The following is a 20,233-nucleotide window of genomic DNA, read 5'->3' as shown; positions in this document are numbered from 1 at the left end:
CCTGTCAGAAGCCTGTGCCTATTCGGTGAAGCGTGGCGTCCAGGTCTGCCCGGCGGCGGTCGTACGCGTGCCGGAGGCGCCGATGAGGAGCAGGCACTTCATGTCGATCGTCTCCGGGTCGAGGCCGGCGAGGGTCGTGATCGTCAGCGACTCCTCGTCGCGCCCGACGTCGCGACCGATGACGACGATGGTGTCGGCGGCACGGTGCTCTAGCAGGATCCGTTGCGCGTCGGCGACCTGTGTCGTGCGGGAGCGTGACGCCGGGTTGTAGATCGCCAGGACGAGATCGGCCGCGGCGACGGCGCGCAGCCGCTTCTCGATGAGCGACCACGGCTTGAGCCGGTCCGACAGGCTCATGACCGCGAAGTCGCCGCCGATCGGCGCACCGGCACGGGCCGCCACGACCTGCACGGCGGAGAGACCGGGCAGCACCTGGATGGGCACGTCGGCGAAGGCCTCGTCCTCCGCAGCCTCGAACACGGCGGCAGCCATGCCGAAGATGCCGGCATCGCCGCCTGACACGACGGCGACCCGCTCGCCCTTGAGCGCGAGGTCGAGGGCGAGCCGGGCGCGGTCGACCTCGACGGTGTTGCCGGAGGCGTGCCGGGTCAGGCCTTCGCGCTGCGGGACCCGGTTGACGTAGGGCGCGTAGCCGACGACGTGGTCGACCTCGGCCAGTGCTGCGGACACCTCGGGGGTGATCCAGCGGTCGGGCCCGGGGCCGAGCCCGACGACGAGGAGGGTGGCTGTGGTGTTCTCGCTGGTCTCGATACGGGGCTCGTTCCTCGCCCCACTCGACCGGCGAGACTCACTGGTGTCGCCGGGGACGACGATGAGGGAGAAGTACGGCACCGTGTCCGCGTCGACGTCGGCGACCGGGAGCCAGCGCTCCTCGGGCATCGAGGCGCGCTCGACGTACAGCGCACCGTCGAGCCGGCCGGCCTGACGCAGCGCCGAGACGACCTTGGGGAACGTGCGGCCGAGCTTCATGATGATCGCGCCGTCGGTGTCCGCGAGGCGCCGCGCGAGCTCGGGCTCGTCGAGGGTGCCGGGCAGGATCGTGAGCACGTCGGTCTGGCGTACGAGCGGCGACGCGGTGGTCGCGGTCGCGGCGGCGAACGACGTCACCCCCGGCACGACCTCGGTCTCGAACCGGTCGGCGAGCCGGTCGTGCATGTACATGTAGGACCCGTAGAACAACGGATCACCCTCAGCCAGGACGACGACCGTACGACCGGCCTCGAGGTGCACCGCGAGACGGGCCGCCGACTCCTCGTAGAACTCCGCCATCGCGCCGGCGTAGCCACCGGCATGGGCGGTCTCGCCGGTCGTCACCGGATAGCGCAGCTCCTCCTCGATGACACCGTCCGGGATCAGGCCGGCCGCGATCCGGCGGGCGTTCGACTGCTTGCCGACGCCGGCGTGGAACGCGATGACGTCCGCCTCGGCGATCAGCCGCGCGGCCTTGAGGGTGATGAGCTCGGGGTCGCCGGGACCGAGCCCGACACCGTAGAGGCGGCCGGTCACTCGCGCTCCTGGGCGATCGCGTTGAGTGCGGATGCTGCCATCGCCGAACCGCCGCGGCGACCGTGCACCGTCAGGTAGGGGATGTCCAACGAGAACGCTGCCAGCGCCTCCTTGGACTCGGCGGCGCCGATGAATCCCACCGGCGTACCGATGATCGCGGCCGGCCGGGGTGCGCCGTCGAGCAGCATCTCGAGCAGGTGGAACAGGGCTGTCGGTGCGTTGCCGAAGGCGACGACGGCACCGTCGAGCCGGTCCGCCCACAGCGACACCGCGGCTGCGGAGCGGGTCGTCGACCATTCCTTGGCCAGCGCCGGCACCCGCTCGTCGCGCAGCAGGCACAGCACCTCGTTGTCCTTGGGCAGTCGCGCGCGGGTGACACCGGAGGCGACCATGGTGGCGTCGGTCAGGATCGGCGCGCCGGCCTCGAGGGCGCCACGAGCCGCCGACACCAGTCGGGGATGGATGTCGAGGTCGCGGGTCAGGTCGACCTGGCCGCAGGCGTGCACCATCCGCACGGCGACCTTCTCGGCGTCGGTCGGGATGTGCGACAGCTCGGCCTCGGCGCGGATCGTCGCGAACGAGTCGACGTAGATCGCCGGTCCGTCGGCGACGTAGTCGTAGTGGCGGGCGGGCTTCTCGGGCGTCATGCCGATGCCTCCTCGAAGAAGCAATGGTAAGGAGGCCTCGGCATGAGTGTCCTGATGATTCGCTCGCTCCGCTCGGTCATGCAGTCTCCAGGTCGGGGATGACGATGCTCCGCCACGGCGTCACGATCACCTCGGTGCCGGCGCGAGCCAGGACCGTCGCCGCGAGCTCGGGGGTGAGCAGGCCGTCAGGCACCGCGAGGTGTTCGGCGCTGCGGCCGTCGTCCTGCGCGATGATGCCGTATGGCGGGGGGAGCGCGCTGACCTGGGTCCGGAGATCGCGGGCGTGATGCGTGCCGAGCAGCTCGGCGCCACCCTCGGGCAGCTCGTCGATGTGCCACAGCGCGGACTCGCCCTCGCCCCGCAGCCGGAGGAACGCGTGAGCGTAGGAGAGCAGGGCCGCGGGTGCCTCGTCGAGGCTCACGAGCGGACCCCACTGGTGCGAGCCCACACGCAGCTGGACGGTCTCGGCATCGACGGCCATGAGCCCGAGGTCGAGCGACCGTGAGGCGATGTCGCCGCGGCCGTCGTCGAGGACGAACAGGAACCGGCCGGCGAGACCCGCGAAGTCCGGCTCGGCGCACAGCAGGTGGTCGAGCTCGCGCGCGGTCTCGCGCAGGTCGGCGCGGCCACCGAGGCGACCCGTGAGGGGCGACACCATGATGTTGCGCACCAGCTCGTGGGACGGCGACGGCAGCAGCCCGGCCTCGGCGATCGCGTCCACCAGCACGGCGGGCACGCAGCTGTCGGAGTGCTCGATGCCGCGGAGCTGCAGGTTGGTCCGCTTGGTCAGCAGGATCGTGCCGTCGGCGAAATCGGCTGCAATGCCGACGAGGTCGCGCAGGGCCGAGGTCGGCAGCACGCCACCGATGAGCCGCAGCCGCACGATCGCGCCGTCGTCTGCGATCCAGGGTCGCAGGACGCCGGGACAGCGGTCGGGATGCGAGCGGTTCGTCACCCCGTCATGGTGTCACGCGCGATTTCTCGTGATGTCTAGCGCTTGGTCCGCCGCTGACGGGCTCGTTCGACGCGAGCCTTGACCCGCTTCTCCTCGAACTCCTTCGACGACACCGCAGCAGACAGGTCCGCGTTCGTGATCAGCTCCGGCAGGTCGATGTCGACCGGCGGGAAGCAGTCCACCGGTTCGCCGTGCGACAGCACGACCCAGACCGGCTCGCCCTGATGGATCTGGCGCAGGACGGCGCCGTCGGTCACGGTGGCCGCCTTGGCGAACGCCTTGCGTCGCTGCAGCTGGCTCTGCGCCTTCTTGGCGGCGACCTCGCTCGCCGGCTTGCCGACCTTCTCCCAGGCGATCTTGGCCTGCGGGCCGTACTTGACCGCGAGCTTGGCGCTCTTCTTGGCGGTCGGGCCGATCCAGCTCATCGTGGCTCCTCGGGACGGGGCGTTCTTTCGCCATCGTGCCACCGGACGGAGGCTCACGCAGAGGTCGGCGCCTCGTCCAGCACGCAGTCGCCGCAGATGCCGGCTCCCGGGACTCGGTAGAACAGGCAGCACGAACGCCGTACGAATGACGGCCCTGCGGGATCGAGGTCCCCCGTGCCGGCCAGCGTGCCGCCCTCGAGCAGCCGCCCGACGAGCTGCGTCGCCGCCTCTGCGCGATCGGGACGCGCCGTGCGGAGCATCGTCAGGGCACCGGCGAGGCTCGACGCGACACTGCCCCAGAGCACCTGCGGGGAGACCGCGAACGTACGTCCGAAGGCGTCGAGCAGCGGGGCGACGATCGGTTGCAGGATGCGGGCGTCGAGGTCGTCCGCGAGATCTCCGGACGGCGACTCGCCGACCGCGCTGCGGGCCAGCGGCCACGGACCGCCGACGACCGGCTGCCACCAGAGCTCGTCAAGGAGCAGGCGCGGGACGCGACCGGCGAGCACCGCCGACGCGAAGGCAGGCGACACGAGCCGGGCGGCCAAGCCGAGGAACACGATCGACGCGGTCGCGCGCTCCTCGATCTCGTCGAGAGCGACTCCCGACCGCTCGGCAAGCAGCCCACGAGCCGCAGCGACGCGCTCGGCGATGACACCGGGGTCGGTGAGCTCGCGCAACGGGCGCCAGCCGGCGTCTGCGGTCCAGCGGTCCAGGACGAAGAACGGCCCGACCTCGGCAGCGAGGTCGAGCGCGACGTCATCCTGGCCGGTGGTCATCCATTCGTGCCGCTGAGCAGCCCTGTCGTACGTACTTCGGTGATGTCGCCGCGTGCGGCGCGTGCCGATGCCTGGCCCGCGAGGGTGTCGGCGGCGACGTTGAGGGGCCATACCGAGAGGTCCGTGAGGTGCGCCTTGACCTTCTGGAAGAAGACCGGAGCGCCGGAGTCGCGCCGGGCCTGCATCAGCGCGTAGATCCCCTGCACGATCTCGACATTGGCGACGATCTCCTTCTTGGAGTTGCGCCAGCCGTTGCGCGCCCACCCGCTGGCCCACGTCGTCGAGCAGCCGATCGTGTAGGACGAGTCGGCCTGGATGACGAGCGGCCGGTCGGCGAAGTCGCGCAGCGCGTTCTCGACCGCCAGCAGCTCGCCGATGTTGTTGGTGCCCTGCAGCAGCCCGCCGCATGCCGAGGCGCCGTCGTCCGCGACGTACGCCCAGCCGGTCGGCCCGGGATTCGTCATGCACGAGCCGTCGGTGCCGACGACGATCGCGCCGCCCAGCTGCATCACGTCGGTGTGGGTCCTGGCGAGTGTCACGAGCTGCTCCTGGGTGGTGGGGGTGAGAGTCTCACATCATCCTCGTGCGTAGCCGCGGCGCACGGCCCGGTCGAGGATGCCGAGCGTGCCGCTCAGGTTGGTCACCGAGACCACCGGAAAGATGCCGGAATCCTTCCAGTCCTGGCTGACGTTCGACCAGTCGTAGAACGAGGTGACGAGTGTGCCGCCATCGGCCGGCTCGAGGCGATAGCCGTAGGTGTGGCCCATGCCGGGACGGACCTTGCCGAGGATCGACCACGAGATCAGGCGATCGCGCTGGAAGTCCTCGATCGTGACCGTGACGTCGTACTTCCCGTAGTCAGGGATGTCGTTGAGCGACTCCCGGTCCATGTGGACGACGAACGTGTCGCCGGCCGCCCCGACGATGTCACCGTCGGCGTCCTGCAGCATGCCGGAGGCGTCGATCGCAACGTGACCCTGGGGGTCGCACAGGACTGCGAAGACATCGGCGGCGGAGGCCGGGATGAAGCGTTCGGCCTCGATGCGCTCGGTCATGCACCGACCCTACCGATCGCCCGGTCTGCCGGGCCGCGCCCATGCGCACGGCCGGTAGGCTGAGCACACCCGCTCGCCGCGGATGCAGGAACTCCGGTGCAAACCCGGGGCGGTTCCGCCACTGTGAGTCTTCGGACGAGCCAGACACTGACCGCGGCGACTCCCACCACAACGGGGCGAGAACCCCGAGGAGGAACATGACGCGCATCGCGCTGCTGTCCACGTCCGACACCGACCTGCTGTCGGCCCGCGCCAGTGGCGCGGACTACACGTACGCCAACCCGTCCCGTCCCGGGCACCAGGAGATGGCGGCGGCGATCGAGTCGGCCGACCTCGTGGTCGCCCGCATCCTGGGCTCGCCGCAGGACCTGTGCGAGGGCTTCGAACGCATCCGGGCCACGGGCAAGCCGATGGTCGTGCTCGGCGGCGAGCAGGCCCCGAACGCCGAGCTCATGGAGCAGTCGACCGTGCCGATCGGCGTCTGCGCCGACGCGCACGTCTATCTCGCCGAGGGCGGCCCGGCCAACCTTGCGCAGCTGCACGCCTTCTTGTCCGACACGGTCCTGCTGACCGGCGAGGGCTTCGAGCCGCCCGCGGTGCTGCCCGAGTTCGGGATCGCGGAACGTGGTTTCGAGGCTCTTCGCTCCGCACCTCAACCACCGGTGGTTGAGGAGCGAGGAACGAGCGTCTCGAAACCACTCCCCAGAATCGGCATCCTCTACTACAGGGCCCACGAGGCCTCCGGCAACAGCGCGTTCGCGCACCAGCTCGCAGACGCGATCGACGCGACCGGCGAGGCGTACGGCGTGCCGATCTTCTCCTCGTCGCTGCGCGCCGCACCCGACGAGCTGTTCACCGAGCTGGGCAAGCTCGACGCCCTGATCGTCACGGTGCTCGCGGCCGGCGGCACCAAGCCCGGCACGGTCAGCGCCGGCGGCGACGACGAGGCGTGGGACGTCGAGCGCATGAAGGCCCTCGACATCCCGATCCTGCAGGGCTTGTGCCTGACCTCGAGCCGCGAGGACTGGGCGGCGTCCGACGACGGCGTCACGCCGCTCGACTCGGCCAACCAGATCGCGATCCCTGAGTTCGACGGCCGCATCATCACCGCACCGTTCTCGTTCAAGGAGATCGACGAGGACGGCCTGCCGCGCTACGTCGCCGACCCCGAGCGCTGCGCCCGGGTCGCCGGCATCGCCGTCGCCCACGCCCGCCTGCGCCACACGGCGCCGGCCGAGCGCAAGGTCGTCCTGATGCTGTCGGCCTACCCGACCAAGCACAGCCGGGTCGGCAACGCCGTCGGCCTCGACACCCCCGTGTCGACGATCCGCCTGCTGCGCGAGCTGCGCGATGCGGGCTACGACCTCGGTGCGCCCGGCGAGATCCCGGGTCTGGAGCTCGACGACCTGACCGAGGCGGGCAACGCGCTGATCCACGCGCTGATCGCCGCCGGCGGCCAGGACGAGGAATGGCTCACCCAGGTGCAGCTGACCGAGAGCCACGTCCGCATCCCCGCCGCGCAGTACGCGGACTGGTTCGAGCGCTTCCACCCCGACCTGCGCGACGGGATGCTCGAGGCGTGGGGTCCCGCGCCCGGCAAGCTCTTCGTCAACGACGATCAAGAGATCGTGCTCGCCACGATCCGCGCCGGCAACATCGTGCTGATGATCCAGCCGCCTCGCGGCTACGGCGAGAACCCGGTCGCGATCTACCACGATCCCGACATGGCGCCCTCGCACCACTACCTGGCCGCATACCGGTGGGTGGAGGAGACGTTCGGCGCGCACGCCGTCGTCCACCTCGGCAAGCACGGCTCGATGGAGTGGCTGCCGGGCAAGAACGCTGCGTTGTCGGCGTCCTGCGGCACCGACGCCGCGATCGGCAACCTGCCCCTGATCTATCCGTTCCTCGTCAACGATCCCGGCGAGGGTGCGCAGGCCAAGCGCCGTGCGCACGCCACGATCGTCGACCACCTGATCCCGCCGATGGCACGCGCAGAGTCGTACGGCGATATCGCCAAGCTCGAGCAGCTGCTCGACGAGTACGCCAACATCGCGGCCATGGACCCGGCCAAGCTGCCGGCGATCCGTTCGCAGATCTGGACCCACATGCGCGCCGCAGAGATGCACCGCGACCTCGGCCTCGACGACATCCCGGACGAGGACGACTTCGACGACTTCATCTTCAACGTCGACGGGTGGCTGTGCGAGATCAAGGACGCCCAGATCCGCGACGGCCTGCACGTGCTCGGCCAGGCGCCGCAGGGCGAGGCGCGGGTCAACCTCGTGCTCTCGATCCTGCGGGCGAGCCAGATCTGGGGCGGCGAGACCGGGGCCGTCCCCGGCCTGCGTGCCGCGCTCGGCCTCAAGGACCCTTCGACGGGTTCAGGGACCGTGTCGACTCGGGACATCGATGAGATCGAGCACCAGGCGCGTGCGCTGATCCAGGCCATGGAGGACGCCGACTGGGACGTTGCCACCGCCAGCAGCCTGACGGACGTGCCCGACGTCGTGCGCGTCCTCGAGTTCGCCGCCACCGAGGTCGTGCCACGTCTGGCGAAGACCACCGACGAGCTCGACCACGTGCTGCACGCCCTCGACGGTGGCTTCATCCCTGCCGGCCCGTCGGGTTCGCCGCTGCGCGGGCTGGTCAACGTGCTGCCGACCGGCCGCAACTTCTACACCGTCGACCCCAAGGCCGTGCCGTCCCGCCTCGCCTGGGAGACCGGCCGGGCCATGGCCGACTCGCTGATCGAGCGCCACCTCGCGGACACCGGTGACTACCCGCGCTCGGTCGGGCTGTCGGTGTGGGGCACGTCCGCGATGCGTACGTCCGGCGACGACATCGCCGAGGTGCTCGCGCTGATCGGCGTCGAGCCGGAGTGGGATCCCGCGTCCCGCCGGGTCAACGGCCTGCGCGTCGTGCCGCTCGACGAGCTCGGCCGGCCGCGCATCGACGTGACGGTCCGCATCTCCGGGTTCTTCCGCGACGCGTTCCCGCACGTCATCGCCATCCTCGACGACGCGATCCGCCAGGTTGCCGAGCTCGACGAGCCCGACGACCGCAACTACGTACGCGCGCACGCGCAGCGCGACCTCGCCGAGCACGGCGACCAGCGCCGCGCCACGACCCGCATCTTCGGGTCGAAGCCGGGGTCGTACGGCGCGGGCATCCTGCAGGTCATCGAGGCCGGCAACTGGCGCGACGACAAGGATCTCGCCGAGGTCTACACCGCGTGGGGTGGCTTCGCGTACGGGCGTGACCTCGACGGCGCACCGGCGGCCGACGACATGCGCGCCAACTACAAGCGCATCGCGGTCGCCGCCAAGAACATCGACACCCGCGAGCACGACATCGCCGACTCCGACGACTACTTCCAGTACCACGGCGGCATGGTCGCGACCGTCCGTGCGCTGACCGGCTCGGACCCCAAGGCGTACGTCGGCGACTCGACGACACCCGACGCCGTACGCACGCGAACCCTGCAGGAGGAGACGACTCGCGTGTTCCGCGCCCGCGTCGTCAACCCGCGGTGGATCGGTGCGATGCAGCGGCACGGCTACAAGGGCGCGTTCGAGCTCGCCGCGACGGTCGACTACCTCTACGGCTTCGACGCGACGACCGGTGTCGTGCACGACTGGATGTACGAGACGCTCGCCAAGGAGTACGTGCTCGACGAGGACAACCAGGCGTTCATGAAGGACGCCAACCCGTGGGCGCTGCGCGGCATCATCGAGCGGCTCAACGAGGCCGCCGACCGTGACCTGTGGGCCGATCCCGATCCCGAGGTGCTCGCGGCGATGCAGCAGGTCTACCTCGACATCGAGGGTGACCTCGAGGACCGGGGATGAGGCGCATCCGGGTCATCGGGATCGGACCCGGCGACCCGGACCAGGTGACCCTCGAGGCGGTCGCCGCGATGCACTCGGTGGCCTACTTCGTCGTCGCCGACAAGGGTGCGGACGACCCGTTGTTGGCTGCGCGGCAGGAGCTGCTGACCCGCCACGTCGGTTCGGCGGCGCAGGTCGTGGCGGTACGCGATCCGGAGCGCGACCGCGCGGATCCAGCCGACTACCGCGGCGCCGTGAGCGACTGGCACGAGGCGCGCGCCGAGGCGTACGAGCGGGTCATGCTCGACCACGAGGGCGATGTCGGCTTCCTCGTCTGGGGCGACCCGGCGTTCTACGACTCGACGATCCGCATCGTCGAGCGTGTCCTCGCCAGGGGCAAGGTCGAGGCCGAGTGGGACGTCATCCCCGGCATCTCGAGCCTGCAGCTGCTCGCCGCCCGGCACCGCATCGTGCTGCACGAGATCGGCCAGCCGATCACCGTCACGACCGCGCGCAAGCTGCGCGAGGCGGTCGAGGCCGGCGCCGACAACATCCTGGTCATGCTGAGCGCCCGCATCGACCTCGACGGCTTCGACGAGTGGCACATCTGGTGGGGCGCCAACCTCGGCACCGAGCACGAGCGCCTCGTCGCCGGCCCGGTCGCCGACGTCGCCGCCGAGATCGACCAGGCCCGCGCCGCCACCAAGGCCGACGCGGGCTGGGTCATGGACGCCTACCTGCTGCGGAGCTGATCAAGCGACCTGGGGGTAGACCGCCTCGATCGGCATGCCGGTCGCAGCCTTTGCCTGGTGGCTGACATCGTCGGCGAGCACCTCGAAGTCGCCGGCCTCGATGCCGTCGAGGGCGGACTTCACGACGTCCACGGGATCGGACTTCGGTGCGTCGACGCCGGCGACCATGTCGGTGTCGACATAGCCGACGTGTAGGCCCACGACCTGGACGCCGCGAGGTGCGAGCGCCAGGCGCAGGCCGTTCGTCGCGCTCCAGAGCGCGGCCTTCGTCGGCTCGTACGTGCCGCCGAACGAGACCCACGAGAGTGCCGAGTGCATGTTGAGGATGACGCCGTTGCCGTTGTCGGCGATGCGATCGGCCAGGAGGGACGCGAGGCGCAGCGGACCGAAGTAGTTGGTCTCGAACTCCTGGCGGATCGCGGTCTGGTCCGCGGTCAGCAGCGGTCCACCGGCCACGGTCCCGGCATTGTTGATCAGGACGTTCACGTCGGGCGTCGCGGCGACCACGGCGTCGACCGAGTCGGCGTCGGTCACGTCGAGCTGGAGCGCGACGACCCGCGGGTCACTCGTGTCGATCGTCGAGGCGTCGCGAGCGGTGGCGTAGACCTTCTTGGCGCCGCGCTCGAGCAGCTGACGGACGTACTCCTTGCCCATGCCGCGGTTGGCTCCGGTGACGAGGACGGTCTGGTTGGCGAGTGCGGTCATGATGAGTCCTTCGAGAGAAAGTAAACAGATGTGTGTACTTCTGCGAAGGTACACAGGTCTGTTTACTTTTGGCAAGTGGCCGCCTATTCTGGGGTGGTGACGACGACCATGAAGGCGAAACCGCGCGAGCGACTGCTGGCAGCCGCCGAGGAGCTGTTCTACGCCGAGGGCGTCCACATCGGCGTCGACCGGCTGTGCGAGGTCGCCCAGGTGTCGAAGCGGTCGATGTACCAGCACTTCGGGAGCAAGGACGAGGTCCTCGTCGCGATGCTCAAGCACCGCGCTCCTGACGTCATGGCCGCGCTTGACACCGCCCCCGATGCCCCGCCGCGCGAGCGGATTCTCGCGGTGTTCGACTCGCTGCACGCGCAGGCCCAGTCGCCGGACTTCCTCGGTTGCCCCTTCGTCAGCGTGGCGACCGAGCTCAAGGATCGCGAGCATCCGGCGAGCGTCGCCGCGAAGGGCTACAAGCTCGAGCTCACGGCCTTCTTCGAGGACCAGGCCCGGCTGGCGGGTGCGACAGACCCGGAGTCGCTCGGCGTCCAGCTGACGATGATGTTCGACGGCGCCGGTGCCTACAGCGTCGTTCGCGGTGGCGCTTCACCTGCGGCTCGCACAGCAGTCGAGGCGCTGCTCAGCGCGCAGGGTGTCTAGCTGCCGATGACGGCGCGGCCCGCGGTGAGCAGGGTCGCGGCGACGGACTTCGGTGAGCCCCCGACGTAGCCGGCCACCATGGCGCCGTCGCGCAGCATCATGAGCTGCTCGGCCTTGCCGTCGATGTCGTCGACTCCGAGCTGTCCCAGGAGCTCGCGGAACTGGCCGATCAGCCAGGTGCGGTGGTCTCGCACCACGCGGCTGCCCGGATGGTCGCGGGGCAGCTCGGCGGCGGCGTTGATGAACGCGCAGCCGCGGAATCCCGGCATGCACATCACCGAGCCGACGGCCTCGGCGTACCACTCGAGCACGCCGGCTGGATCGTCCGGCAGCTCGGCGCGCTTGGCGGTGAGGCCGTCCTCGACGGCGGCAACCTGTTGGGCGAGATACGTCGTGACGAGGTCGTCCTTGGTGGGGAAGTGCCGGTAGAACGTGACCTTGGAGACGCCCGCCTCGGCGATGAGCCGATCGGCGCTGACGGCGCGGATGCCGTCGGCGTAGTAGCGACGGGTCGCGGCGTCCAGGATGCGCTCGCGCACGGGCGCTGCTGTGGTCGGCATCGTCACACTCCTTCGGGTTTGCCATCGTCCCACGATCGTGGTTTGATCGATGTAGACGTACTAGTTAGTCTACCTCAACCTCAAGGAGTTCTCATGCCCGAGCAGATCCTCTACACCGCAGTCGCCACCTCGACCGGAGACGGCCGCAACGGCCACGTACGGTCGACCGACGGACTCCTCGACACCGACGTCCGCTTCCCGGTCGAGCTGGGTGGCGCCGGTGGCGCGACCAACCCCGAGCAGCTGTTCGCCGCCGGCTACGCCGCGTGCTTCCACTCGGCGCTGAAGTCGAGCAAGTCGCAGCACGGCGTCGACGTCACCGACTCGGCCGTCACGGCCGAGGTTGGCATCGGCCCCAACGGCCTCGGCGGGTTCGGCCTCGCCGTGACGCTGCGGGTCGAGCTGTCCGGCGTCTCGCAGGAAGACGCCGAGAAGGCTGTCGCGGTCGCGCACGAGTGGTGCCCCTACTCCAACGCGACGCGCGGCAACATCGACGTCGTCCTGGACGTCGAGGTCGCCTGAGGCTCAGTCCTCCGGGTCGACCGGCGGCGCAGCGCCTTCGCGCTCGTCCCGGTCGGCCCACTCCAGCAGTGGCGCGATGTCGAGCACGGCCTGGTCGATGCCCGCGTGGAGGTCGCCGAGCTCGGCGAAACGCGCCGGCACGGTCTCGATCGTGAAGTCGTGCGGGTCGACGTCGTCGACCTCGTCCCAGCGGATCGGCGTCGACACCCGGCCGTCGGGGAACCCCCGGACCGAGTAGGCGGCCGCGATCGTGTGGTCGCGGGCGTTCTGGTTGTAGTCGACGAAGAGCTGCGCCGGGTCGCGGTCCTTGCGCCACCACGTCGTAGTGACGTCGTCGGGCGCCCGCCGCTCGACCTCACGCGCGAACGCGAGCGCTCCACGGCGTACGTCCTTGAACTCGTGCTCAGGCTTGATGCGTACGTAGATGTGCAGGCCGTTGCCGCCTGAGGTCTTGGGGAAGCCGATCGCGCCGAGGTCGTCGAGCACCTCCTCGGCGACCCGCGCCACCCGCTTGACGGTGGCGAAGTCGCACTCCGGTCCGGGGTCGAGGTCGATGCGCCACTCGTCGGGCTTCTCGACGTCGGCCTTGCGGCTGTTCCACGGGTGGAACTCGACGGTCGACATCTGCACGGCCCAGATCACCGACGCCAGCTCGGTGACGCAGAGCTCGTGGACGTCCCGGTTGTAGCGCGGGAAGTGGACGCTGACGGTCTTGACCCACGGCGGCGCACCCGACGGCAGCTTCTTCTGGTGCACCTTGTCGCCGGCGAGCCCCTTGGGGAAGCGGTGCAGCATGCACGGCCGCTCGTAGAGCGCGTTGACGATGCCGTCACCGACCGCGAGGTAGTACTCGACGAGGTCGAGCTTGGTCCAGCCGCGCTCCGGGAAGTAGACGCGATCGGGATTGCTGACGCGCACGACCTTGTCGTCCACCTCGATCTCCACCGCGGGCGACGATGCCTTGGCCATGGCCCCACGTTAGGGGTTAGGGCCGACGTACGCTCGTGGGATTGGGGTACGTCACGGCGCCGGACGCCTCGATCGCGCGCGCCAGCGCCAGCAGTGGCTCCTCGATCGTGATCATCCGGCCAGTGGCCTCGCGGTCGACCCCGGCAGCGCACACACGATCCGTGGCGTCCTCGATCTGCTGCCGCGCCGCGCGGCCGGTGTCGGTGATCGCGCCGGCGGCGTCGACCCATCCCCGGGTCGCCAGCCGGCTGATCGCAGCCGCCCACTCGTCCTCGGTCCAGCCGCGCATGGTGCGCTGTTGGTCGTCCGTGAGTCCGGCGGCCTCGGCCAGGGCGTTGGCCGCCGCGCCGTCGAGGCCGGCCGAGGTCAGCACCGCGACGTGGCAGTCGCCGCGATACTCGCGGATCACCGTGGCGGCGTGCCAGAGTCGGCCAGCGTCGTCATCCGGCTCAGGCAGCGAGTGGTGCGCCGCCGCCAGTGGCTTGCCGGCGAAGTCGATGCCCCGGGTGATCGCCGCCAGCTCCTTGGCGATGCGGCCGGCATCTGCCTCGGCCAGCGCCGGGGCGAGGGTCTCCCGCGCAAGGTCGTACCGGACTCTCAGGATCTCGTCGCGCGACGCCATCGCCCAAGCGTCAGGCAGCGCACGGGTGACCATGCGCGGCGCGAAGCCGTGGAACAGCGCCACGACGAGCTGCGGCGGAGGCGTCCCGACCGCTGCGGAGCGTGATGCCATGTAGCCCATCCAGTGGCCCTTGAGGCCGATCGCCTCGTAGCGCTGCTTGGCGTCAGGGGCGAAGTAGACGACGTCGTGGATCGCCTCGATCGAGCGCCAGAAGGTCGTGCCAGGAGTCATGGGCTCCATCCTGTCAGGCCCGCTGGGGACCGCCGGTACCGTCGACGTCGATGACTGACTCACCGCAGAACACCCGCATCCTGCTCGCCTCCCGCCCCCACGGCGAGCCCACCTCGGACAACTTCACGATCGAGTCCGCGCCGATCCCGGTCCCTGGCGAGGGCGAGGTGCTGCTCCGCACGATCTACCTGTCGCTCGACCCCTACATGCGCGGGCGCATGAGCGCCGCGAAGTCGTACGCCGCGCCGGTCGAGGTCGGCGACGTGATGGAGGGCGGCACGGTCGCCGAGGTCGTCGAGTCGAACGACGACTCGCTGCGACCCGGCGACATCGTGCTGGCGTACGTCGGCTGGCAGGCGTACGGCGTCGCTTCGGCCAAGCACGTGCGCAAGCTCGACCCTGCCCAGGCGCCGGTCTCGACCGCGTTGGGCGTGCTCGGGATGACGGGCTTCACGGCGTACGCCGGACTGCTCGAGATCGGCCAGCCGCAGCCGGGCGAGACCGTCGTGGTGGCTGCCGCCGCCGGCCCCGTCGGCTCCGCGGTCGGCCAGATCGCGCGGATCAAGGGTGCTCGCGCGGTCGGCATCGCCGGCGGTCCCGACAAGGTGGCCTGGCTCGAGGAGCTCGGCTTCGACGTCGCCATCGACCACCGCTCGCCGACCTTCGCCGACGACCTCAAGGCCGCCGTGCCCGACGGCATCGATGTCTACTTCGAGAACGTCGGCGGGCACGTGTGGGACGCCGTGCTGCCGCACCTCAACACGTACGCACGGGTGCCGGTGTGCGGACTCGTCGCGCACTACAACGACACCGAGCTGCCACCCGGGCCCGACCGTTCATCGCGGCTGATGACCACGATCCTGACCAAGAGCCTCACGGTGCGCGGGTTCATCCAGACCGAGTTCGTCAAGGCGCACTACGCGGCGTTCCAGTCCGACGCCGCAGGCTGGCTCCGCGACGGCACGCTGCGTCATCGCGAGGACGTCGTCGAAGGACTCGAGAACGCGCCCGAGGCGTTCGCCGGCCTGCTCAAGGGCAAGAGCTTCGGCAAGCTGCTCGTTCAGGTCGGCCCCGACCCGACCCGCTGAACTCCCGCTGGGAGTGACGTTTGCGTCGCGGTCACACGGCGTTTCGCGACCCAAACGTCACTCCCAGCGAGGTTCTACTGCAGGGTCATCCTCGGCTCGCCCGACGGGGTGAGGCCGGTGCCGGTGCGCACGCACGAGCCACTCCTCGGCGTACCGGCGTTGTACGCCTGACGGACGCAGGATCGGGTCGCGAGCTGGCCCCAGTAGTTGGGGTGCAGTGACTCCTGGATGTAGTACGGGCTGCTGCCGGCCGTCGTCACCGTCCGGATCTGGTTGACCCACTCCGTACGGTCGACCGCCGTCTGGGCCGTCCAGTTCGTCAGGCCAACCTCCTCGTACAGGCCGACCGTGCTCTCGCACAGCCGCCGGCCGTTGAACGTCGACGCCAGGTTGAGCGTCTTGGCGTTCGTGATGCCGGCCTGGCTGATCGCGCCGGTCACGGTGTTGTTGATGGTCGGCAGCGCCGTGCTGTTGGCCCAGTCGGCGTCGGCGTTCCAGAACCCGCAGCCGCCGGTGTTCTGCCGCGAGTAGCCGCTCTCGCCGTAGCGGAAGCCCGAGCCGTTGGGCACCGGTGACGGGTAGTTCTGCACCAGCAGGGTCCACGAGCTGTCGGCGTAGCCGGCGTTGCGCATCGCGGTCCGGATGTTGGCGTACGCATTCGCGATCCGCGTCTTGACCGCCGCCACGTTGCTGCTCGTGAAGTTGGCGACGACGCTGCTGTCGTCCTTGCAATAGTCCTTCCACCAGGTCGGCGACGTGAGGAAGTCGGTCACGCACGACTGCACGACGCTGGCGAAGTTGAAGTCGTTGCCACCGATCGAGACGGCCACCATCGTGACGTTGTGCGTCGCGGCGAACTGCTGCAGCATCTTGGCCTGGCCCTGCTTGCCGGCGCCGTTGTCGTAGAAGTCGAGGCCCGGCTTGAAGTCGCTGCCGTCCGACGTCGCGGTCTTGGCGCCCGAGCACGCCAGGTTGAGGCCCAGCGTGCCGCCACCGATGTAGATCTCGGCGCTCTTGCTGCGGTGACACCGGTTGATCTGCTCGGCGTTGTTGCCGGCGTTGTCGAAGTACGCCGTGCCGCCCAATGCGTCCGCGCGCGAGGCGCTGTCGTTGGACGAACCGGCCCAGCGACCGGCCTCACCGGAGATGTAGGAGTCGCCGACCGACACGACGTACGGCGTGCCGCTGCCGGGGCCGTCGGCATGTGCCGGCGCTGCGACGAGTGTGAGTGCGGCGAGGGCCAGACTCAGCCCTCCGACGAGTGGACGTGCTCGGGTGACCAGCGACATGCGGTGCCTCCTAGGCGGACGTGCTCCCTCCGACCCTTCGGGCCCGGACCGAACCTAGTGGCGCACGTCACACTTTGGGAAGACCTAAATTACTTTCGGGTAGCCGTCAGCGGCGCAGCGGCCGGGTGAGGACCTTGGCGATGCACGCCGGTACGCCCTCGTTGTCCCCGTGATCGCGGGCCCGATAGGCGCTGGGGCTCTCACCGACCAGCTCGGAGAACCGGGTGCTGAACGTGCCGAGCGAGGAGCAGCCGACCTCGAAGCAGACATCCGTGACCGACAGGTCGCCGCGTCGCAGCAGGGCCATGGCGCGCTCGATGCGGCGCGTCATGAGATAGCCGTACGGCGACTCGCCGAACGCCGCCCGGAAGCTCCGAGAGAAGTGGCCCGACGACATCAGGGCGACGCGGGCCAGGGCTTCCACGTCGAGCGGCTTGGCGTACTCGCGGTCGATCGTGTCGCGCGCCCTGCGGAGCAGGACCAGGTCCTCGTTGGCCACGAGACCATGATGACAGCGCCCGCCGTTGATTTGACCTGGAGCGCACTCCAGGGTGAATGCTGAAGGCATGACAGTGACCGAGGTCCCCGCAGAGGGGCTGACCATCAGCGGCGCCGCCGAGCTGAGCGGGCTGAGCGTCGACACGTTGCGCTACTACGAGAAGGAGGGCCTGTCCCTCCACCGTCCCGAACGCTCGGCGTCGGGACAGCGCCGCTACACCGAGGACGACGTGCGCTGGCTCGGCACGCTCGTGATGCTGCGGCGCACCGGTATGCCGATCCGCGACATCCGTCGCTTCGTCGAGCTCTACCGCGTCGACGGCAGTGAACCGGAGCGGATGGCGATCCTCGAGGCGCATCGAGAGCACGTGCTCGAGGAGCTCAACGAGGTGCAGACGCATCTCGCCGCGATCAACCGCAAGATCGACCACTACAAGAAATTGGTGAACGGATGAAGACCACCGCATGGGGGAACCAGGGCCTCGAGGCCAGCGTCGAGGGACTCGGCGCGATGGGGATGTCGGCGTTCTACGGCGACCGTGACGACACGGAGTCGACCGCAACCCTCAACCGGGCGCTCGACCTCGGCGTCTCGATGATCGACACCGCCGAGATCTATGGGCCGTTCCTCAACGAGCAGCTCATCGGTCAGGCGATCGGGCACCGGCGTGACGAGTTCGCGCTCGCGACGAAGTTCGCGACCCACATCGAGGACGACGGCACCATGGGACCGCCCGACGGCAGCCCGGCGTACGCGCGCAAGGCGGTCGAGCGCTCGCTCCGGCATCTCGGCATGGAGACGATCGACCTCTACTACCTGCACCGCGTCGACCCGAACGTCCCGATCGAGGAGACGGTCGGCGCGATGGCGGAGTTCGTCGAGGAGGGCAAGGTCCGTTACCTCGGGTTGTCCGAGGCGGCGCCCGAGACGGTCCGCCGCGCCCACGCGACGCATCCGATCACCGCGGTCCAGACGGAGTACTCGCTGTTCGAGCGCACCCCCGAGGTCAACGGCGTGCTCGACACGACTCGCGAGCTCGGCATCGAGTTCGTCGCGTACTCGCCCCTGGGCCGTGGGGTGCTGACTGGCGCGATCTCGTCGCCGACCGACCTGCCCGACAACGACTGGCGGCGCAACATGCCGCGTTTCCGCGAGGAGGCCATGACGCACAACCTGACGGTCGTCGACAAGGTGCGGGCACTGGCCGGCGCCAAGGGCGTCACGCCCGGCCAGCTCGCGCTGGCGTGGGTGCTGCACCAGGACGGCGTCGTCGCGATCCCGGGCACGAAGCGCCGGACGTACCTCGAGGAGAACGTCGCCGCGGTCGATGTCGAGCTCACCGCCGACGACCTGGCTGCACTCGCCGACGCGGCCCCCGTGGGCGTGACCCAGGGGGACCGCTACGACGAAGCCGGCATGCGCGCCGTCCACGTCTGACGACTCCCGCTGGTTGAGGTGCGAAGGCCGCCCGCGGCCGAAGCCTCGAAACCACTGTGGTTTCGAGGCTCCGCTTCGCTCCGCATCTCAACTACCGCCGGTTACGCCTTGGCGTAGTGCAGGACCCACTCGACGAACGGGGTCGCCTCGCGCCAGTCGGCGCGGACGTGCTCGAGCAGCTCGGGCGTGTGGATGAACGGCTCGAAGCCGTAGCTCTTGCCCAAGGTCATGGACTTGTGCCGCAGCAGCTCGATGCGTGGGTGGTCGACGTCGAACCCACGGGGTGCAGTTTTGAGCCGGTCACCGCCGAGCTCCCAGCCGGCCGCCTGCATCGTCGCGAGGATCTCCTCGAGCTCGCCGCCTCGCCGCTTGTCGACAATCGCGTCGCGGATGCTCGCGAGGCGCGGTGACGACGCCTCGTAGAAGCCGACTCCGACGCGTACGCCGGGAGCGCCGACCTGGACGTAGTATCCGGTCGACGGTCCCTTGGGCACGAACGCGCCCTGGTGGGTCTTGTAGGGCGTCTTGTCCTTGGCGAACCGCACGTCGCGGTAGGGCCGGAACACCTTCGCGTCGCCGAACTCGTCGGTGAGGGCGCCGACCAAAGCCTTCATCGGCGCGGCCACGGCCCCGTCGTACGTCGCCCGGTGGGCCTCCCAGTACGACTTCGTGTTGTCCATCTCGAGGTCGTCGTAGAAGTCGAGGGCCGCGACGGGGAAACCGGTGAACTCAGGCACCCTGCGAGGCTACTTCGTGACCGCCACGTCCTGCTCGCCGAGACGCTGTTCGCCCAGGACGTGGAGCAGCTGCAGCTTCCCGTATGTCTCGGTGCCCGGCGCCGCACCAAGGATCACCAGGGTCTGGCCCTCCTCGGCCGTGGCCATCGTCTCGCAGTCGACCTCGAGCAGCCCGACCTTGGGATGGACGAGCCGCTTCGACGCCGGATGGCGGAGGCCGACCTCGTGCTGCTCCCAGATGTCGGCGAACTCGCTGCCGGTCGCCATGAGCGCGTCGATCATGGCCACGACATCGGCGTCGTGAGGTCTCCGGGACCAGGTCGCGCGCAGGTCGGCGACCCGGATGCGGCTCTGCCCGGGTTGGTCCTCCAGTGGGGTGGCCCGGGTCTCGGGGTGGGCGAACCAGCGCCACGTCATGCTCGCCTCGACGCCGGTGAGTCCGCTGCGATCACCTTGCAGGAGCTTCGACAGCCGGTTCTGGGCCAGGACGACGCCGAGGTCGGACACCACGAACGCGGCGCAGTCATGAAGCTGGTCGATGACCCGGAGCAGCACCGGGCGTACACGCGTCGATGAGCCCGTACGGTCGGGCGCCGCGTGGCCGGAGAGCCGGTAGAGGTGGTCGGTCTCGTCCTCGGACAGGCGCAGCGTACGGGCGAGGGCGCGGAGCATCTGGATCGACGGCTGGGGGCTGCGGGCCTGCTCGAGCCGGGCGTAGTAGTCGACCGACATACCGGTGAGGTGTGCGACCTCCTCGCGGCGCAGGCCGGGAGCGCGCCTGCGGGGACCGACCGTGAGCCCGACATCGGCGGGCTGCAGCGCCTCGCGCCTACGGCGGAGGAAGTCGGCGAGCGAGCTGCGATCCATACGTCCATCATCGCTCGCGCGCGAAGCCGTAAACAGGGATCGCCAGTCCGTGGTTGAACGCTCCTCTCCCGCAGACGGCCGAC

Annotated in this window: 22 protein-coding genes and 1 riboswitch; of the genes, 7 read left to right on the top strand and 15 right to left on the bottom strand. The window is 69.8% G+C overall.

Annotated elements, in window-relative coordinates; genetic code table 11:
- Positions 1 to 18: 18 nt before the first annotated feature.
- The 7 genes from BOSE46_RS18680 to BOSE46_RS18655 form a co-directional block, all read right to left on the bottom strand.
- The gene (locus BOSE46_RS18680) at positions 19 to 1,527 is read right to left on the bottom strand and encodes a precorrin-2 C(20)-methyltransferase (RefSeq protein WP_159541662.1); all 1,509 of its coding nucleotides are present in this window, start codon (positions 1,525 to 1,527) and stop codon (positions 19 to 21) included.
- Entirely contained in the window at positions 1,524 to 2,174 is a 651-nt protein-coding gene (locus BOSE46_RS21520; protein WP_159541661.1) for a precorrin-8X methylmutase, read from the bottom strand. Before BOSE46_RS21520 ends, BOSE46_RS18680 begins: the two co-directional genes overlap by 4 nt.
- Before the next feature lie 76 nt (positions 2,175 to 2,250).
- The gene (locus BOSE46_RS18675) at positions 2,251 to 3,129 is read right to left on the bottom strand and encodes a sulfite reductase subunit beta (protein ID WP_159541660.1); all 879 of its coding nucleotides are present in this window, start codon (positions 3,127 to 3,129) and stop codon (positions 2,251 to 2,253) included.
- A gap of 35 nt (positions 3,130 to 3,164) precedes the next feature.
- Positions 3,165 to 3,554 carry a hypothetical protein gene (locus BOSE46_RS18670; protein ID WP_159541659.1) on the bottom strand — a complete coding sequence of 130 codons (390 nt, stop codon included), beginning with the start codon at positions 3,552 to 3,554 and terminating at the stop codon, positions 3,165 to 3,167.
- A gap of 53 nt (positions 3,555 to 3,607) precedes the next feature.
- Positions 3,608 to 4,333 carry a (2Fe-2S)-binding protein gene (locus BOSE46_RS18665; protein ID WP_159541658.1) on the bottom strand — a complete coding sequence of 242 codons (726 nt, stop codon included), beginning with the start codon at positions 4,331 to 4,333 and terminating at the stop codon, positions 3,608 to 3,610.
- On the bottom strand, positions 4,330 to 4,872 hold the full coding sequence (locus tag BOSE46_RS18660; RefSeq protein WP_159541657.1) for a ribonuclease H: 543 nt from the start codon (positions 4,870 to 4,872) through the stop codon (positions 4,330 to 4,332). The genes BOSE46_RS18665 and BOSE46_RS18660 overlap by 4 nt, the downstream gene beginning before the upstream one ends.
- A 36-nt stretch (positions 4,873 to 4,908) precedes the next feature.
- Positions 4,909 to 5,388, bottom strand: a complete 480-nt coding sequence (locus tag BOSE46_RS18655; RefSeq protein ID WP_159541656.1) for an SRPBCC family protein — start codon at positions 5,386 to 5,388, stop codon at positions 4,909 to 4,911.
- 62 nt (positions 5,389 to 5,450) lie between these two features.
- Positions 5,451 to 5,559, top strand: a riboswitch (cobalamin riboswitch).
- 26 nt (positions 5,560 to 5,585) lie between these two features.
- Between BOSE46_RS18655 and cobN the strand changes: the two genes are divergently transcribed.
- A complete protein-coding gene (cobN, locus tag BOSE46_RS18650; RefSeq protein WP_159541655.1) occupies positions 5,586 to 9,239 on the top strand; it encodes a cobaltochelatase subunit CobN in 3,654 nt (1,217 codons plus the stop codon).
- Positions 9,236 to 9,970: a precorrin-6A synthase (deacetylating) gene (gene cobF, locus BOSE46_RS18645; RefSeq protein ID WP_159541654.1), complete on the top strand. Its 735-nt coding sequence runs from the start codon at positions 9,236 to 9,238 to the stop codon at positions 9,968 to 9,970. Before cobN ends, cobF begins: the two co-directional genes overlap by 4 nt.
- Here cobF and BOSE46_RS18640 read toward each other — a convergent pair whose 3' ends face one another.
- On the bottom strand, positions 9,971 to 10,675 hold the full coding sequence (locus tag BOSE46_RS18640) for an SDR family oxidoreductase (RefSeq protein WP_159541653.1): 705 nt from the start codon (positions 10,673 to 10,675) through the stop codon (positions 9,971 to 9,973).
- A 96-nt stretch (positions 10,676 to 10,771) separates the two neighbouring features.
- On the opposite strand from BOSE46_RS18640, the gene BOSE46_RS18635 reads away from it, so the two are divergent.
- Positions 10,772 to 11,329 carry a TetR/AcrR family transcriptional regulator gene (locus BOSE46_RS18635; RefSeq protein ID WP_159541652.1) on the top strand — a complete coding sequence of 186 codons (558 nt, stop codon included), beginning with the start codon at positions 10,772 to 10,774 and terminating at the stop codon, positions 11,327 to 11,329.
- On the opposite strand, the gene BOSE46_RS18630 is transcribed toward BOSE46_RS18635, so the two are convergent.
- Positions 11,326 to 11,889 carry a TetR/AcrR family transcriptional regulator gene (locus tag BOSE46_RS18630; RefSeq protein ID WP_159541651.1) on the bottom strand — a complete coding sequence of 188 codons (564 nt, stop codon included), beginning with the start codon at positions 11,887 to 11,889 and terminating at the stop codon, positions 11,326 to 11,328. The two genes, BOSE46_RS18635 and BOSE46_RS18630, sit on opposite strands and share 4 nt — an antisense overlap.
- Positions 11,890 to 11,982: 93 nt before the next feature.
- Here BOSE46_RS18630 and BOSE46_RS18625 point away from each other — a divergent pair, with 93 nt between their 5' ends.
- Positions 11,983 to 12,411 carry an organic hydroperoxide resistance protein gene (locus tag BOSE46_RS18625; protein WP_159541650.1) on the top strand — a complete coding sequence of 143 codons (429 nt, stop codon included), beginning with the start codon at positions 11,983 to 11,985 and terminating at the stop codon, positions 12,409 to 12,411.
- A gap of 3 nt (positions 12,412 to 12,414) precedes the next feature.
- Here BOSE46_RS18625 and ligD read toward each other — a convergent pair whose 3' ends face one another.
- Positions 12,415 to 13,380 carry a non-homologous end-joining DNA ligase gene (ligD, locus tag BOSE46_RS18620; protein ID WP_159541649.1) on the bottom strand — a complete coding sequence of 322 codons (966 nt, stop codon included), beginning with the start codon at positions 13,378 to 13,380 and terminating at the stop codon, positions 12,415 to 12,417.
- A gap of 16 nt (positions 13,381 to 13,396) precedes the next feature.
- The gene (locus tag BOSE46_RS18615) at positions 13,397 to 14,233 is read right to left on the bottom strand and encodes an SCO6745 family protein (RefSeq protein WP_159541648.1); all 837 of its coding nucleotides are present in this window, start codon (positions 14,231 to 14,233) and stop codon (positions 13,397 to 13,399) included.
- 50 nt (positions 14,234 to 14,283) lie between these two features.
- Between BOSE46_RS18615 and BOSE46_RS18610 the strand changes: the two genes are divergently transcribed.
- Entirely contained in the window at positions 14,284 to 15,321 is a 1,038-nt protein-coding gene (locus tag BOSE46_RS18610; protein WP_159541647.1) for an NADP-dependent oxidoreductase, read from the top strand.
- A gap of 74 nt (positions 15,322 to 15,395) precedes the next feature.
- Here BOSE46_RS18610 and BOSE46_RS18605 read toward each other — a convergent pair whose 3' ends face one another.
- Both BOSE46_RS18605 and BOSE46_RS18600 read right to left on the bottom strand, forming a co-directional pair.
- On the bottom strand, positions 15,396 to 16,610 hold the full coding sequence (locus tag BOSE46_RS18605) for a hypothetical protein (RefSeq protein WP_159541646.1): 1,215 nt from the start codon (positions 16,608 to 16,610) through the stop codon (positions 15,396 to 15,398).
- A gap of 106 nt (positions 16,611 to 16,716) precedes the next feature.
- The gene (locus BOSE46_RS18600; protein ID WP_236551802.1) at positions 16,717 to 17,109 is read right to left on the bottom strand and encodes a helix-turn-helix transcriptional regulator; all 393 of its coding nucleotides are present in this window, start codon (positions 17,107 to 17,109) and stop codon (positions 16,717 to 16,719) included.
- Between the two features lie 67 nt (positions 17,110 to 17,176).
- Between BOSE46_RS18600 and BOSE46_RS18595 the strand changes: the two genes are divergently transcribed.
- Both BOSE46_RS18595 and BOSE46_RS18590 read left to right on the top strand, forming a co-directional pair.
- On the top strand, positions 17,177 to 17,563 hold the full coding sequence (locus BOSE46_RS18595; RefSeq protein ID WP_159541644.1) for a MerR family transcriptional regulator: 387 nt from the start codon (positions 17,177 to 17,179) through the stop codon (positions 17,561 to 17,563).
- Positions 17,560 to 18,546 (top strand): aldo/keto reductase, encoded by a 987-nt coding sequence (locus BOSE46_RS18590; RefSeq protein WP_159541643.1) that lies wholly within the window; start codon positions 17,560 to 17,562, stop codon positions 18,544 to 18,546. The genes BOSE46_RS18595 and BOSE46_RS18590 overlap by 4 nt, the downstream gene beginning before the upstream one ends.
- A 101-nt stretch (positions 18,547 to 18,647) precedes the next feature.
- On the opposite strand, the gene BOSE46_RS18585 is transcribed toward BOSE46_RS18590, so the two are convergent.
- On the bottom strand, positions 18,648 to 19,283 hold the full coding sequence (locus tag BOSE46_RS18585; protein WP_256366730.1) for a DUF2461 domain-containing protein: 636 nt from the start codon (positions 19,281 to 19,283) through the stop codon (positions 18,648 to 18,650).
- A gap of 9 nt (positions 19,284 to 19,292) precedes the next feature.
- The gene (locus BOSE46_RS18580; protein ID WP_159541642.1) at positions 19,293 to 20,150 is read right to left on the bottom strand and encodes a helix-turn-helix transcriptional regulator; all 858 of its coding nucleotides are present in this window, start codon (positions 20,148 to 20,150) and stop codon (positions 19,293 to 19,295) included.
- Between the last annotated feature and the right edge of the window lie 83 nt (positions 20,151 to 20,233).

The sequence above is a fragment of the Aeromicrobium sp. 9AM genome (assembly GCF_902506105.1).
Classification (GTDB): domain Bacteria; phylum Actinomycetota; class Actinomycetes; order Propionibacteriales; family Nocardioidaceae; genus Aeromicrobium.
Note: the sequence above shows the minus strand (reverse complement) of the source record. Positions and strands in the feature narration are given on the sequence as shown.

Excerpts from the sequence above, each read along its gene's own strand:
- BOSE46_RS21520 (WP_159541661.1), bottom strand. The coding sequence starts at position 2,174 with ATGACGCCCGAGAAGCCCGCCCGCCACTACGACTACGTCGCCGACGGA.
- BOSE46_RS18670 (WP_159541659.1), bottom strand. The coding sequence starts at position 3,554 with ATGAGCTGGATCGGCCCGACCGCCAAGAAGAGCGCCAAGCTCGCGGTC.
- BOSE46_RS18665 (WP_159541658.1), bottom strand. The coding sequence starts at position 4,333 with ATGACCACCGGCCAGGATGACGTCGCGCTCGACCTCGCTGCCGAGGTC.
- BOSE46_RS18655 (WP_159541656.1), bottom strand. The coding sequence starts at position 5,388 with ATGACCGAGCGCATCGAGGCCGAACGCTTCATCCCGGCCTCCGCCGCC.
- cobN (WP_159541655.1), top strand. The coding sequence starts at position 5,586 with ATGACGCGCATCGCGCTGCTGTCCACGTCCGACACCGACCTGCTGTCG.
- cobF (WP_159541654.1), top strand. The coding sequence starts at position 9,236 with ATGAGGCGCATCCGGGTCATCGGGATCGGACCCGGCGACCCGGACCAG.
- BOSE46_RS18640 (WP_159541653.1), bottom strand. The coding sequence starts at position 10,675 with ATGACCGCACTCGCCAACCAGACCGTCCTCGTCACCGGAGCCAACCGC.
- BOSE46_RS18630 (WP_159541651.1), bottom strand. The coding sequence starts at position 11,889 with ATGCCGACCACAGCAGCGCCCGTGCGCGAGCGCATCCTGGACGCCGCG.
- BOSE46_RS18625 (WP_159541650.1), top strand. The coding sequence starts at position 11,983 with ATGCCCGAGCAGATCCTCTACACCGCAGTCGCCACCTCGACCGGAGAC.
- ligD (WP_159541649.1), bottom strand. The coding sequence starts at position 13,380 with ATGGCCAAGGCATCGTCGCCCGCGGTGGAGATCGAGGTGGACGACAAG.
- BOSE46_RS18615 (WP_159541648.1), bottom strand. The coding sequence starts at position 14,233 with ATGACTCCTGGCACGACCTTCTGGCGCTCGATCGAGGCGATCCACGAC.
- BOSE46_RS18610 (WP_159541647.1), top strand. The coding sequence starts at position 14,284 with ATGACTGACTCACCGCAGAACACCCGCATCCTGCTCGCCTCCCGCCCC.
- BOSE46_RS18605 (WP_159541646.1), bottom strand. The coding sequence starts at position 16,610 with ATGTCGCTGGTCACCCGAGCACGTCCACTCGTCGGAGGGCTGAGTCTG.
- BOSE46_RS18595 (WP_159541644.1), top strand. The coding sequence starts at position 17,177 with ATGACAGTGACCGAGGTCCCCGCAGAGGGGCTGACCATCAGCGGCGCC.
- BOSE46_RS18590 (WP_159541643.1), top strand. The coding sequence starts at position 17,560 with ATGAAGACCACCGCATGGGGGAACCAGGGCCTCGAGGCCAGCGTCGAG.
- BOSE46_RS18580 (WP_159541642.1), bottom strand. The coding sequence starts at position 20,150 with ATGGATCGCAGCTCGCTCGCCGACTTCCTCCGCCGTAGGCGCGAGGCG.